Annotated in this window: 16 protein-coding genes; 7 read left to right on the top strand and 9 right to left on the bottom strand. The window is 43.3% G+C overall.

The genetic code is table 11. The features are described 5' to 3' along the window. Window positions 1–11 precede the first annotated feature (11 nt). The 7 genes from QZX97_RS08845 to QZX97_RS08815 form a co-directional block, all read right to left on the bottom strand. Window positions 12–455 (bottom strand): hypothetical protein, encoded by a 444-nt coding sequence (locus tag QZX97_RS08845; protein WP_295664577.1) that lies wholly within the window; start codon window positions 453–455, stop codon window positions 12–14. A 541-nt stretch (window positions 456–996) separates the two neighbouring features. Next, window positions 997–1761 (bottom strand): oxygenase MpaB family protein, encoded by a 765-nt coding sequence (locus QZX97_RS08840; RefSeq protein WP_295664576.1) that lies wholly within the window; start codon window positions 1759–1761, stop codon window positions 997–999. 8 nt (window positions 1762–1769) lie between these two features. Then, on the bottom strand, window positions 1770–2147 hold the full coding sequence (locus QZX97_RS08835) for a DUF2809 domain-containing protein (protein ID WP_295651236.1): 378 nt from the start codon (window positions 2145–2147) through the stop codon (window positions 1770–1772). Then, window positions 2144–2617: a hypothetical protein gene (locus QZX97_RS08830; RefSeq protein ID WP_295651234.1), complete on the bottom strand. Its 474-nt coding sequence runs from the start codon at window positions 2615–2617 to the stop codon at window positions 2144–2146. The genes QZX97_RS08835 and QZX97_RS08830 overlap by 4 nt, the downstream gene beginning before the upstream one ends. After that, window positions 2614–3363: a ferritin-like domain-containing protein gene (locus tag QZX97_RS08825; protein WP_295651231.1), complete on the bottom strand. Its 750-nt coding sequence runs from the start codon at window positions 3361–3363 to the stop codon at window positions 2614–2616. The genes QZX97_RS08830 and QZX97_RS08825 overlap by 4 nt, the downstream gene beginning before the upstream one ends. A gap of 65 nt (window positions 3364–3428) precedes the next feature. After that, window positions 3429–3725 carry a transcriptional regulator gene (locus QZX97_RS08820; protein ID WP_295651229.1) on the bottom strand — a complete coding sequence of 99 codons (297 nt, stop codon included), beginning with the start codon at window positions 3723–3725 and terminating at the stop codon, window positions 3429–3431. Then, the gene (locus QZX97_RS08815) at window positions 3712–4386 is read right to left on the bottom strand and encodes a hypothetical protein (protein ID WP_295664575.1); all 675 of its coding nucleotides are present in this window, start codon (window positions 4384–4386) and stop codon (window positions 3712–3714) included. Before QZX97_RS08815 ends, QZX97_RS08820 begins: the two co-directional genes overlap by 14 nt. A gap of 189 nt (window positions 4387–4575) precedes the next feature. Here QZX97_RS08815 and QZX97_RS08810 point away from each other — a divergent pair, with 189 nt between their 5' ends. Then, window positions 4576–4767, top strand: a complete 192-nt coding sequence (locus tag QZX97_RS08810; RefSeq protein ID WP_295651223.1) for a hypothetical protein — start codon at window positions 4576–4578, stop codon at window positions 4765–4767. A 416-nt stretch (window positions 4768–5183) separates the two neighbouring features. Here QZX97_RS08810 and QZX97_RS08805 read toward each other — a convergent pair whose 3' ends face one another. Then, window positions 5184–5960 carry a hypothetical protein gene (locus QZX97_RS08805; RefSeq protein ID WP_295651220.1) on the bottom strand — a complete coding sequence of 259 codons (777 nt, stop codon included), beginning with the start codon at window positions 5958–5960 and terminating at the stop codon, window positions 5184–5186. A gap of 312 nt (window positions 5961–6272) precedes the next feature. On the opposite strand from QZX97_RS08805, the gene QZX97_RS08800 reads away from it, so the two are divergent. The 6 genes from QZX97_RS08800 (at window position 6273) to QZX97_RS08775 (ending at window position 11755) form a co-directional block, all read left to right on the top strand. Next, a complete protein-coding gene (locus tag QZX97_RS08800) occupies window positions 6273–7004 on the top strand; it encodes an acyl-CoA desaturase (protein ID WP_295651217.1) in 732 nt (243 codons plus the stop codon). A 9-nt stretch (window positions 7005–7013) separates the two neighbouring features. Further along, complete coding sequence (locus tag QZX97_RS08795) at window positions 7014–7349, top strand: DUF1475 family protein (RefSeq protein WP_295650000.1); 336 nt, start codon at window positions 7014–7016, stop codon at window positions 7347–7349. Then, a complete protein-coding gene (locus QZX97_RS08790) occupies window positions 7342–8151 on the top strand; it encodes a DUF1295 domain-containing protein (RefSeq protein WP_295649998.1) in 810 nt (269 codons plus the stop codon). The genes QZX97_RS08795 and QZX97_RS08790 overlap by 8 nt, the downstream gene beginning before the upstream one ends. A 126-nt stretch (window positions 8152–8277) precedes the next feature. Next, window positions 8278–9312, top strand: a complete 1035-nt coding sequence (locus QZX97_RS08785; protein ID WP_295649996.1) for a cyclopropane-fatty-acyl-phospholipid synthase family protein — start codon at window positions 8278–8280, stop codon at window positions 9310–9312. Beyond that, window positions 9309–10472 carry an alpha/beta hydrolase gene (locus QZX97_RS08780; RefSeq protein WP_295649992.1) on the top strand — a complete coding sequence of 388 codons (1164 nt, stop codon included), beginning with the start codon at window positions 9309–9311 and terminating at the stop codon, window positions 10470–10472. The genes QZX97_RS08785 and QZX97_RS08780 overlap by 4 nt, the downstream gene beginning before the upstream one ends. After that, window positions 10469–11755, top strand: coding sequence for an FAD-dependent oxidoreductase (locus tag QZX97_RS08775; RefSeq protein ID WP_295664574.1), 1287 nt, complete (start codon window positions 10469–10471; stop codon window positions 11753–11755). Before QZX97_RS08780 ends, QZX97_RS08775 begins: the two co-directional genes overlap by 4 nt. On the opposite strand, the gene QZX97_RS08770 is transcribed toward QZX97_RS08775, so the two are convergent. Beyond that, on the bottom strand, window positions 11752–13716 hold the full coding sequence (locus QZX97_RS08770) for a DUF262 domain-containing protein (RefSeq protein ID WP_295664573.1): 1965 nt from the start codon (window positions 13714–13716) through the stop codon (window positions 11752–11754). The genes QZX97_RS08775 and QZX97_RS08770 overlap by 4 nt on opposite strands. Between the last annotated feature and the right edge of the window lie 158 nt (window positions 13717–13874).

The raw sequence follows: 13874 nt of genomic DNA, 5'->3' as shown, positions 1-13874 counted from the left end.
TAAAGTGTTTTTTAGGTTGCCGGTGGTGATGGGTTGGTATCGTCTCCGCCACCTCCGCGTACCCTTCCGTCGGGAGTACCCTGGCAAAATTTAATGTGATAAAAAATATCGTTATCAGCATTGACGGTAGGGATGAATAGCAGATAGTCATCCGGCAACGCGTTGACGATAAGGTTTTGAACGTCTTCAATCGAGATGACGTTGTTCGTCATTACGATGGGACCGTTTATAGTCAGCACGTCTGTTTCATCAACATCCAGTGTATCATAGTCGGGATTGTAACTATCGGTTTGTTCGATGTACGCGTAAGCCACCAGGCCGATGCTGTCGGTACCGCCCGGGAAAAAATAACAAAAACAAAAACTTTCTATTCCGGGCGTATTGGCAACGAGTTGCGTTATATCGCTAACGTTATACCTTAACGATGAGAAACTGAGGGTAGGGGTATTGCTCATTTTGATAAAATAATAATTAAGGGTTAGGGAAAGGGTGAATAATTGTTTTCAAAAGCGTTTTGTACGGCCGGTACTATTTTAACCTTCTTTTTACATCACAAATATAGGGGCCATGCCGGGACATATCTATACGTATTATTACCTAATATGTTGAGTAATTATACGTAAAAATCAACCGAGGGCATTTGACGGGGAATTGCATACCATTTAAACCGGAATCGTTCCTGCTGTTTTGTTATATTGGACTGGTATCAAGTAACAAAAAAACCCTTAAACCAGCCGGACCCCCGTCCGGCCGGTAATAAGGGGCATATAAACATTTCGGGGAAAATGTTCGCTTTAGATATTGTTATATAAGCCTGTGTTTGTAAAGGCTTTTTGGTGCTGGTGTTTAGGCGGCTGACCATTTTAGGCCATTTTAATGCCAAATAAATAAATTCCTTATTTTCAATTGATTACGATTAATGGAGGCTTGCAGATAATCCAGAATCGAGAAAATTATCTACTTTTTGGAAGAAAAGCCGTGGTAAATTGTAATAGGCTACAATTGGATTTTATCCAAAGCCTTTATTTGCGCTTTGAATTTTAGGGGCAGCATGGCATCGCGCAAAGCATGGCCCAACTTGATTTTGCGGCTTTGTTTGTATAGCCAACGTGCGGGCAGGGCCATGGCAATTTCGGGCAGACCCAAAAACTGTTTTACCCTTGTTGGCGATACAATAGCTTGTACCTGCCTCAGCAGTAGGTACCTGATTAACCCAAGGTGCTTGCGGTATTGTTTGAACAGATCGGTGGTGAAATGGCTTTTGATGAGGTTGTTGTTGAGATGGCTTTGGCGGGCCATGAGCCAATCGGGATAGGTGTGGGGCAGACCGGTGAGGCCCATGCGCAGGCCCACACAGTAAAAAACATCGAATACTTCAGCTTTTTCGGCATCGGTGAGTTTTCTTTCGAGGGCCTCGTATGAGCTGATGGAGTAGCCAATGAGCATAAACAGCACATCGCGGTAAGCCCAATCGGGGATGGTGGCGCCGCGGCTCGTTTCGACGCCTTGGTGGATAGCGGTTATTTGATCGATGGCTTGGTTGGCGCTATCCAAGTCAGCAAAGATGATGCGGCGGGCATATTCCACGGTGCTGAACAGGCGGCCAAGCGGGTCGGCGGGGAGCTTGCCGGTGTAATAGAGCCAGTCGACGGCCTTGTTGAGCGCGAACTCGGCCGCCGAGCCGGCAAAAATGAAAAGGATGGTATCGGCTTTGCCCCAAATTTCGCGAACTATAGAATCTTTATTTACAAAATACTGCATGTGTTTACCTAAATAACCTCGCGCTTAAGATACATTTCCAAAAATAGCACTAAAATGATGCCGAGCGTGTACATCAACATATCGACAAAGGAAAATGATGTGCCCATGATGGCTCGGGGCCATGCCGAATTGCCCAGACCCAATGCATTGACGAGATGGAAGTATTGCGAAACCTCGACAGCATAGGAGAACAGCAGCACCCAGAAGGCCGTGGCGTTTACAGGCGTGTTGAGAATACTTTTAACGGCGCAATACACCAAAATGGATACCAGGAAATCGCCGCCGTAGGGGCGCAGGAATCTGTCGTGCACAAAAAGGGCAATTAATACTTCGACAATAAAAAGCAGCAAAGCCAGGATAAAATAGTTGAGATGAAAGCGTATCATAGTGAACGGGGTTTTGGTTTGATTTTTTTAATGTCGCGATAAGCGATGTATAATGGGATGAAAGCGAATACGCCGAAGGAACAATCGATGAGCCGCCAAAAGATGGGTATATCGCGAATGCTGCCGGCTATAAAGGCGAGCGGGAAGATGAGTAGGCACGCTATCATACCAAACTCAATTACCCAGATGTTTTTTACCGGATCGCGCAGCGGGCCTACGAACAGCAGCGCCAAAACCAGGTGCGCAAAAGCCAGCCAGTCGGTACCATAACTTAGGTATGGGTAGTATTGGTTGGTGGTTTTTATGGCCTGGTAAACGGCTATAAGGTAGACTTTAAGCATTTCGGGCAAGGCCGATGAATGATTGACCAACCAGGCCAGTTCGGTTTGGATAGGAAAGGCCGTGAGGCCGCTTAAAGCCAGGCCGATAATGACGGCCCAAATACAGATTTTGATGAGTTGTGTGTTCATGGTTTGGGATATAATTCGATGGATTGCATGTTGATGGGCGATGTTATACGGTTGATAGTTTTGATATACTTTTGCTGCATTTTTTTGGTGTAGCTTTTAAAAGTATTACCGCCGGCTTTGAATATTTTTTTATGCGCCAACCATACTGTGGTGGCTGTGAGATAGAAAAACAACTTATAAAGGTATTTTCGTAACCATTTCCCGCTTGCCGACCTCCCTTCGAATATGACCTGCAACCTGTCTGTTTGGAAGGTGATATGGTACGCTTCATCAATCAATAAGTCGGTGCAGATTTGCCTGAGCAATTGGCAGTTGGTAGCATCTTTTAGCGACTGATAGAACAGCTGCGCGGTACTCTCTACCACCAAAACGGTGAGCGTCCAGGCTTCCATGCTGGTGTTAAGATGCCTCACGCTGCGGAATACGGAATCGTCCCAACTTTTGCTTACCCGGGGTTTATCTATCTTATCCAGATAGCTGCCCAGTTCATCGCCATGCTTTTGCTCTTCTTTTATAAATAGTTTGTAGGCATCTACCAACAGCGGGTCGCCAATTTTTGCTGCATATTTTGTTGAGGCAGCTATCAGGTCGCGGCCTTCCGAAGTTTCGGCCAGTTGCCAGGCTTGCAACGAGGGGAGGATGAGTTCCACTTCGCGATTGGTAATGGTTGGCGACAAATTCCAGTTTACGCGTTGGATTTCGGCGTTGTTTTTAAAATGGCTGATCCAGTTTTTTGATGTGTGCATGGTTGTTGGTTTTAATTTATATTTTTAAAAGTACTTTGTATTTCAAAGTAAGTAGATAAAAAAATTTAGATTTTCTGTTGTTTAATTAAATTTTCGAGCGCTTCGAGGTGTTTTTTAAAGGCGGCTATGCCGGCGGGCGAGGCCTGGTAGCTGGTATTGGGTTTGCGGCCCAAAAAGGTTTTACTCACGGTGATGTATTCCTCCTTTTCGAGCGCCTTGAGGTGCGAGGCCAGGTTGCCGTCGGTAACGCCAAGAAGGTCTTTGAGCGAGTTGAAATCGTAGCTGGGGTTGGCTGCCAGCACGCTCATTACCTGCAGGCGAACGCGGTTTTCGAAGGCTTTATCGAAATTATTGAGCAACATTATCGCGGTCGTATTTAAAATGCATTAGGGTACCATATATAATGTGCAGCAGGCCAAAACCCGTTGCCCATAGCAGCAGGCCATAACCTGGCACTAAAGCGGCAAACAAACCTAATATAATTTGGCAAATGCCCAGCCATTTTACGTCGCCAAAGGTGTATTGGCCGGCAGCAACCAGGGCGAGGCCGTAAAAAACAAGGCAGCCCGGGGCTATGATACTGTAGTGGCTGTTGTACAATTCGATGAGCACAAAGCAACCGCCGGTAAGAAGCGGAATGGCGCCGCTGATGAGAAAGGAGCGGCTGCTTTGGTTCCAAACGCTGAGGCCTTTGCGTTTTGCCTTGCGGATGGTGAGGAAGATGCCGGTGGCGATGGATAATAGCAATACAGACACGGCTATAAAAAGCAGAAATAGAACAAGCCTTTCAGGCTGAACCCCGATAAACAGAGCTTGGCCTTTGTTTGCTTGTATCTGGTCTTGAATATATTTATTAAAGGTGTCGCTGTCGTTATTAATCGCATACTGCGCAAACGCTGCCCCGGCCAAGGCGTATACCCCGGCCAAAATACCCGACAACCCGCTAAGCGAAATAAATTTTGTGGAGCGCTCCATGAGGTTGCGGATGGAGCTGATCTCGGCGTAAATTTCTTTATCTTCCATTATAAAGTACTTTGTGATTCAAAGTAAAGGATAAGGATTGGGATTTGCAAATTTTTATTTTGGGGAGGAAGATTTTCGTTGAATAGGCGATTTTGGTTTGCTCATTGCCGCAAAGGCTTAGTTCTTTTGTCTTGGAAACAAAAGAACCAAAAATTCATATAGCAGGAAGGCTTCTTTGCGCGCAAGGCCATGCTGCACAAAGCCGGGAAAACCTGGGCTGCAACCTTCCGCCCCCTTTTGTCGCAACTGGCCAACGCTTCAGGCGAAAATTGCTATGCCCTTCCAACGCTCTTGCCCACCATTGTTTTCCCGGCTTTTGGCCGAAGCTGCCCTGCCGGGAAGAAAGGTCTTGAGCGTTCGCGTCTCTCTTTAGGCATATAATTTTCAGTTCTCAAAATAAAGTCGTATATTGTAGGGAAACGGGAGTGAACAACACCTGCAGGAAGACATCAAAAAAGTTCTTTGAAAATATACCCATAAATACCCATAGTTTTGTTCATTGGTCATTAGTTCATTGGTGCCTGGCTTGTCGGTTACCTTTCGCGCAGGGGTTGCATCGTTCCTCGCAAAGACGTGGCGGATTTGTTGTTTTTATAAACACCCATAAATACCCATAGCCCTCTCTAAATGTACCGCGATAGGGGAGACATAAAAGCATTGTGCAGACGTATTTATGCACAGAAAAAACACCCATAAATACCCATTTTGAACGGCAAATGGCAAAAAAAGCAATGCGTTTTTTTGCGCATTGCTTAACAGTCGGTATTGGGTATTGTTGTCTTATTATGTGGGTACGTTTAATTTGATGTATAGCTGTAGCTATGCGTTTCGGAAGCACCTGTAGAACTGTTTACAAAGGTTACCGAGGCCGGGAAACCGGCATCAGTGTAAAGGTAGTTGCCTGTTGTAATGGTGTAAGTTCCAAAATTTGCCCCGGTAACGTTATTGGTATAGTATTTATAGTCCCAGCGGTTTTTTGAATTATCGATAATAAAAAGGTTGTAGTTGCCCTTTGCGTTAGTAAACGGGCTTTTACTGTTATCGTACAGAAAACTTGCTGTGCTGAAAGGTGTGGTGGTGTTTGTAGCTTTGTAAAAGCTTTCGGTATTTAGGTTGCCCAAAGCATCGTAAGTGTAGCTATCATAGTTGTTGGCACCATAATCGCGTTTGATGATTTTTTGATTTGCATTAAGCGTAAGGGTGCAAACCCCAATGCCGGATACGGCGCCGTTTACAAAATACACCGTGTTTTGTACCACAGTTGAACCGTTGTAGTTAAAAATAGTAACGTTGATGAGTTTACGTTGGTTGTAGTAGTTAACGGAAGTTAAATTATCATAGTCATCGTAATTGAATATGTAATCATCGCCGTTGCTTGAGTGTTTAAATTCGGTAAGCCTGTTAAACTCGTCGTAATTATAAGCCAGGCTGTCTGTCACCTGTCCGGCACTGTTTGTTACCGTTTCGAGGCTGAGCAATAGGTTTGTTTGCGACGGAAATTGCGTCGCGTCTTTTTTGCACCCGAAGGCAAAAAAAAGCAATAATGCGAAAAATAGGATTAGGGTTTTTTTCATAATTTTTAATTTGCTGTTAACCCCATTTGCTATTGCTATGCCAAAATTATAATTCATTGGCAATTAGTGTATTATGAAATAAATAAAAAAATATTTTCCAGAATTTGGAATAGCGTTCTGTTTGGTAGAGTCTTTTTTTGTGTTTGGAAAAAAGAATAGCAGAGATTTTTACGCACAGTAAATGCGCGGAAGCAGCAGGGCAATAAAACTACATTCAAACCATACTCCGAACAAAATAAAAACAGTATTTTTGCGCTCTTTAAAAACCAATATATTTGGTTATTCGTAGTTACTTTAGTTGCTTATATTTTTATGGTTATCATTATCGTTTTCTTTTTGTGTCATTGGTTTTTGTCGCTATTTTCACAAACGTTCTTTTTGCATAGGTACGCATCTCATAAAATGTTCCAGATGAACAAATTTTGGGAGAAGGTATTTTACAGTATCACCTTCTTGTCGCAAGGTTCGTCGTTTTTAAACCCGAGGGCTTATGCCATTATCCACCGCATGCACCATGCCTACAGCGATACCGAAAAAGACCCGCATTCGCCGCATTTTGCCAAGGATGTTTGGGGCTTGATGATCCAAACCAAAAATATATACCTGTCGTACCGTAAGTTTAAAACCGAGCCGGAGGCACAGTTTATTGACCGTTACCCTACCTGGACCTTTATTGATAACATTGGCGACCTTTGGATAACCCGTTTGTTTTTTATCGCTTTCTACATATCGTTCTATATTATTTTTGCCGACCATTGGTGGTTATACCTGTTGTTGCCCATCCACTTTTTAATGGGCCCGCTGCACGGCGCCATAGTAAACTGGTGCGGACATAAATATGGCTACTCAAATTTTGATAACGATGACCACAGCAAAAATTCTATTCCATTAGACTTTTTGATGATGGGCGAATTGTTCCAAAACAATCACCATAAAAAGCCGAACGATGCCAACTTTGCCAAAAAATGGTTCGAGTTGGATCCTACTTATCCAATAATTATCGTTCTGCACAAACTGCATATCATCCGCTTACGTAAATTATAGCAAACGCCTATGGTAACAGCCCTCAAGATAATTTTTAGTGTATTATTAGTTTGGGTTTGTTATGTGGTGATAAGCACCAGCATACAGAGCAATTTGTTTGCGCAGTGGGGTTTTTTAGGTGGCATCCCCTGGATGCGTGCCGCGCTTTGGGATTTTTATACCAACGTTACCTTCATTTTTGTTTGGATATGCTTTAAGGAGCGCAGCATTGCGGTAAAAATCGTATGGCTCATCCTGTTGGTTTGTCTGGGTAGTATTGCTACCTGCACCTATATGCTCATCCAACTGTTCAGGCTAAAGCAGGATGAGGGTTTAAAAGAATTATTCGGGAAAAAGAATGGATAGCAACTCATTGATTTTTTTGGTGGCGATGTGCCTGCTGGCCTGCTGCACCATTATGTTGTTGGTTTGGCTATGGGCCACCAAAATTAAGAACGCCGGCGTGGTGGATATTTTTTGGAGCTATAACTTCCCGGTGATAGCGGTTATCCTTTACTTATTGGCCGATGGTTTTGAGCCGCGAAAGCTATTGATATGCGGGATGGTGTTTTTGTCGGGTTTGAGGCTGGGTACTTATCTGATGATCCGCATTGTAAGCCATATTGGCGAGGAAGAAGGCCGTTACCAACAGCTGCGCAAAGAGTGGGAACCACATCCGGATAAGAAGTTCTTTGGGTTTTTCCAGGCACAAGCGGTATCGAATGTGTTGCTGGCGGTGCCGTTTTTTATCATCTGCATCAACACCACACCCGGTCTTTCGGTTTTTGAATATGCGGGGGCGGGCTTATGGTTGGTGGCGTTTTTAGGAGAATCTATTGCCGACCAGCAGCTCAAGGCGTTTAAAAAGGACCCGGCCAACAAAGGCAAGGTATGCGACAAAGGATTATGGAACTACTCGCGCCACCCCAATTATTTTTTTGAATGGCTGATATGGGTAAGCTACCTCATTTTCGCGCTGGCATCGCCATATGGGTATTTGGCGGTGATTAGTCCGGCTATCATATTGTACCTGTTGCTGAAGGTGACGGGTATCCCGGCAACGGAAGAACAATCCATACGCTCGAAAGGAGATTTGTACAGGGCCTATCAAAAAACGACGAGTGTGTTTGTGCCGTGGTTTAAGAAACCAACAAACAGCCCCTCCTAAATCCTCCCCGGTAGGGAGAACTTTTAAAAAGCTGGTTAATTACGGTTCCATCAATCCATACATCTAAAAATATCGTATTATCATAAAATACGCGAAAGATATATCTTCGCATAACAACCTTAACACATGTGGTACGATAAATTATTAGAACAAAATAAAATCCCTGATTTTTTGATACGAAAGGGCATCAGGCAATTGCTCAAAAAACGTCTCGAGGAAGAGGATATGGGCAATACCGAAGCGCAGCAGGCGCATTTGATGAAGTTGATTGATTTCCTCAAATCATCGCCCATAGCGGTAAACACGGCGGATGCCAACCAACAGCATTACGAAGTGCCTACTCAATTTTACCAATACTGCCTGGGCAAACATCTTAAATACAGTTGCGGGTACTGGAAACCCGGTGTTGTTGATATTGATACGAGCGAAGCCGACATGCTTGAAATTACTTGCGAGCGTGCCGAACTGGCCGAGGGGCAAAATGTATTGGAACTGGGTTGCGGATGGGGGTCGCTGTCGCTGTATATGTCGGAAAAGTTCCCGAAGAGTACGTTTACCGTGGTATCCAACTCGCGGACGCAAAAGCTGCACATTGATGAACAAGCCAAACAACGGGGCATCAAAAATCTGACCGTGATCACCGCAGATATGAACACTTTTACTATCGATGATAAATTTGACAGGGTGGTATCGGTGGAGATGTTTGAGCATATGCGCAACTACCAATTGCTGATGGCCAAGGTGGCATCCTTTTTAAAGGACGATGGCAAGCTGTTCATCCATATTTTCACGCACAAGGAGTACGCCTACTTGTTCGAAGTGAAGGGTGAGGATGATTGGATGAGTAAGTACTTTTTTACCGGCGGCATTATGCCGAGTGATGACCTGCTATTTTATTTTAACGATGACCTTTTGGTTGAGCAACACTGGCATGTGAACGGGCAGCATTACGCCAAAACATCGGAAGCATGGCTGGAGAATATGGACGAGCACAAAGCCGAGATTATGCCCCTGTTTGAGCAAACTTACGGCAAAGACCAGGCCGTAAAATGGTGGGTGTACTGGCGCTTGTTTTATATGGCTTGCGCCGAGTTATGGAACTATAAGGAAGGCAACGAATGGATAGTTAGCCATTATTTATTCCATAAAAATAAGATATGACACGTTTAGTACTGCTTGTTATTTTATTGCTGTTATCGCTGTTGACCATTTTTAAGGCACCCGCCTATTATATTTGGATAACCGCCATTTTGGTCTGTGAGTTTTCGTTGATATTTATCGCGGTTACGGTTGTGTTGCTGGTTTGGGGTATTTGGGTAACGCCGTATAGGTTGGCTGGCAATATTATCGGTATTGTGGCTATTGTTTTGTTTTTGGTACCGATTGTGAGGGCATACTGGATATCACGGGACATTAAGCAGGAAATGGCGCAGGCTTTTACCGGTGAAACCGATGAGACGTTAAACCCGTTTAGCTTAGCCAAGCTGTTTAAGGCTGCACCCAAGGTGGATTATAAGACTGTTGCTTATATGCAATACCACGATACCACGCTGACCTTGGATTACTATACACAAAATAGAAAGACAGAAAGAATAGAATGGGTCCCTTATCACGATGCTCCGCCGATTACACCTAAGCCATGTGTCATTGTTGTTCATGGCGGTTCGTGGAGCAGCGGTAATAGCGGCGAATTGCCCGAACTGAATAGTTATCTGGCCCTTAAGGGCTACAACGTAGCTTCTATTAATTACAGGTTGGCGCCTCAATATCAAACACCCGCACCGGTTGAGGATATCCATAATGCGATAACTTATCTCTGCAAACATGCGGATGAGCTGCATATTGATACCAATAACATAGTATTGCTTGGTCGCTCGGCGGGGGCGCAAATTGCTCTGCTGGCGGCTTACACTTTACATGATATGCATGTGAAAGGAGTGATAGATTTTTATGGTCCTGCAGATATGGTTTGGGGGTATTCGATACCATCCAACCCGCTCATCATGGATTCCCGCAAGGTGATGCGCGATTATATTGGCGGGAGTTATGAGCAGGCGCCGCAAAAATATGTAGCTTGCTCGCCGTTGGAGTTTGTGGACAAACGCTCGGTACCCACGCTCATTATCCATGGTGAGAATGATGTGCTGGTATCGCGCGAGCATAGCCGCAGGTTGGATTTGAAATTAGAACAAAACGGCATACCGCACTACTGGCTCAAACTGCCCTGGGCAACGCATGGCTTTGATTACCATTTGTACGGACCGGGCGGGCAACTGTCTACCTATGCCGTAGAGACTTTTTTAAACAGCATTACCAAATGAAGGAAAAGATAGCCATTATAGGCACCGGTATTGCCGGGATGGGCTGCGGGCATTTTTTAAACCCCGTTGCGGACATTACCCTATACGAGCAAAACGACTATGTGGGCGGCCATACCAATACCGTTACCCTTTTTGAGGATGGGCAGCCTATTTATATGGATACCGGTTTTATGGTGTTCAACTATAAGACCTACCCCAATTTGTGCAAACTTTTTAAAGAGATTGGCGCGCCGGTAAAGAAAACCGATATGAGCTTTAGCGTGCAGCATGTGCCCACAGGTTTGGAGTACAGCGGCAGCAGCGTAAACCATTTGTTCGCGCAGCGGAAGAACATCTTAAGCCCCAGCTATATCAAAATGCTGTTGCAGATAGGCCGCTTTAACAAAGAGAGCGTGAAGATTTTGGACGACCCGAAATATGCGGACTGGTCGATAGGGAAGTACATCAAAGAGTTTGGCTACAGCGACGATATGCTGTGGAAATACCTGGTGCCCATGAGCAGCGCGGTTTGGAGCACACCGATGGAGCAGATGCTGGATTTCCCGGCGGTAACGTTGATACGTTTCTTTTTAAACCACGGCTTTTTGGGTTTGGATACACAGCACCAATGGTATACCCCGGTAAACGGCAGCCAAAGCTATCGCGAAATACTCATCAAGCCGTTTAAGGACAAGATTGCCATCAACAAAAAGGTACTGAAAGTATCCCGCGAAGGCGGAAAGGTGGTGGTGCATGCTATCGATGGCACATCCGAATCCTTTGATAAAGTGATCATAGCCGCGCATGGCGACCAGGCATTGGCCATGTTGGCGCAACCTACGGCTGATGAACAACGATTGCTAAGCAACTTTAAATACCAATACAACAAAGCCGTACTGCATACCGACGAAAGCATTATGCCCAAGGCCAAACTGGCCTGGGCCAGTTGGAACTACCGCATAGAAATGCAAAAAGGCAAACCCTTGCCCAGCACGATTTACTGGATGAACCAACTGCAGGGCGTTAGCGATAAACAAAACTATTTTGTATCCATCAACCCACATATCGGGATAGACCCAAAGAAGATTATCCGCGAGATCGACTATGAGCACCCGTTGTTTGATGTCCCCGCTATACAGGCGCAGGACGAACTGTATAAACTAAACCAAAGCGGGCCGGTGTACTTTTGCGGCAGCTATTTTAAATATGGTTTCCATGAAGACGCTTTTGCGAGCGCGGTGAAGCTGTGCGGGCAATTGTTGGGGAGGGAGATTTATGGGGATGGGGTGGCGGATTTAAATTAATTAAATTCGGAAATCTCATCACTTATTTCACTTTCAGCATCGTTTCCTGTAAGAATGTTTCTTACAAAACCAGTGGTTTTCATTTCCGAAATCATTGATTTTTTTCTTTCCTCAATAAATCCCTGATAGTTGTCCTGTAATAGGTGGTCAAGACCAATTTTATTAATACAATGCGAATACATTATACTTAATAATTTATTTTTTCCATTTTCTCCTCCACCATAATTCCTAATAATTTCATTTAAGTATTCAGATGGCATTCGGTCACGAATGATGTTTCTGTTTGTAATCGAAGACATCCAGGTTAAGTTCATCACAGAATCTATATTGTAATCGGTTTTTAATAGTTTATCTGCGGCAGCGTTATCTCGGATTCCTAAATCTTTCATTATTTTTTTTCTCATTGCGGCACGAGGAAAAATGTGGTGTAAGTCGCAATCAATTTCTTCACCGGGACCGACAGTTTTATCTTCATAGAAATCTTTAGGTTTTAATAAATTGTACATAGAGATTACGGATTTACCTACAGCACTTGATTTTGAAGAATTGAAGTCACAATAGATATTTTCCAGCCAAGAAGGCATATTTTCTTCGAATAAAGGCGACGCCATCCAAAGGCTTATTTCTTTTTTATCTTTTTGTTGTTTTGCATCTGTGCCCTCGCTATATCTGTTAGAAACTCCGCATCCAAAGTACCAAGCTTTCAATTTTTGTGAGCGAAGTAAAGTCAAGACTGGATTTTTGATTATTTTAATTGGATGTGTATTGATTACATATGCTAATATTGACATTAATGGAGAATAAACTAAATAGTTGACATTCCCCGCTGCAATTGATGCTCCGCAATACTCATCGACATTTGTACAGGCTTCATCCAAATTTATCACAGCTTTATCCCAAAACTCATGAATATCTTTAGGTTTTAAAACTTCCGGAAGGGACGCTGTCTTTGGAGAGTTATTGCTAAGCAAAGCTACAGTATGCAAAATATACCTTTTTGCAGATTCGTCAATAGTCTTAACCAAAGGAAAACTATCCATCGCGTCATCAAACATCTGTTTTAACCTAACGTTTTTAGGATACATTACTGCAACAGTTAAGTCAAATGCGCCCAATTCGATTCCAGTTGTATTTATTTTTGTGAATACCTTACAAACTCCTGTTATACCCATACTTTTTGAAACTACAACTGTCGGCAGTTTATAGTCAAAGTAGTTATCAATTAAAGCCGGCAAAGCAATACCTAAAAACTCGGACCATTCGCTTTGCTCTTTTATTTCTTGTTCAATTTCCTTAATTGTAGTTGTAAGGTTTAATTTTTTATGGTTCTTTTTTTCATAATTCTTTTCTGATATAGTTGCATTGATAGAGTCTCTAACTTCGTTTAAAGCTCTTAAAAATGTATTTTTATCTCTCAATATTGTCAGAGGCATTTTTTTTTGTTTGCCACGAAAAAATCGCATTGGGTCATCTGCTTTTTTTCCTTTTCTAACATACTCTGATATTTCAAGTTTTTGCTCAATCCATGTACTTATCGAATTTTTTTCATCTGGTTTATTGTCATTTTCCCAAGAATCTTTTACAGGGATTAAATCGAGATACCAAGTAGCTTTACTTGTTCCGTGAGTGATATGCGCCAATGAAGTTAATCTTTGCTGTCCATCTAAAATTAGGTAATCAGGGGGGTTTTTATCTTCTTTATTATAAACCATTTGCCTATTCTCAGCCGGTAAAATTTCTGAAAAATTTGTCCAGGCGAGCAATGGTTGTTCTTTGTCTAATTCTAAAATCAAAATTGTTCCAATAGGATGCGCAGAGAGAACAGATTCAAATAAAGATTTAATATTCGTATCCTTCCAAACGTAGTCTCTTTGAAACTCCGGAAGCTGGTAATCTCCATTATAAATTGAGTCGATTACAGTGGTTAAATTTAAATCTTTCGATTCAGTATTAGACTTCATTACTGTTATATCTTGTTATGTCCCGTCCTAAAATAGGTTGACTAAAAAGAGTCAACAAGATGGAGAATGAGAGCGTTAAATTAAAAAGGAGAACCCCGGCTGTACATTACAGCGAAGGGTTCAAAAAGCGGGTAGTACAGGAATATGGCCGTGGGCTG

Origin of the sequence: uncultured Mucilaginibacter sp. (assembly GCF_903893715.1) — a bacterium.
Taxonomy (GTDB): Bacteria; Bacteroidota; Bacteroidia; order Sphingobacteriales; family Sphingobacteriaceae; genus Mucilaginibacter.
The sequence above is the reverse complement of the archived record's forward strand: the minus strand, read 5'-3'. Positions and strand labels throughout refer to the sequence as shown.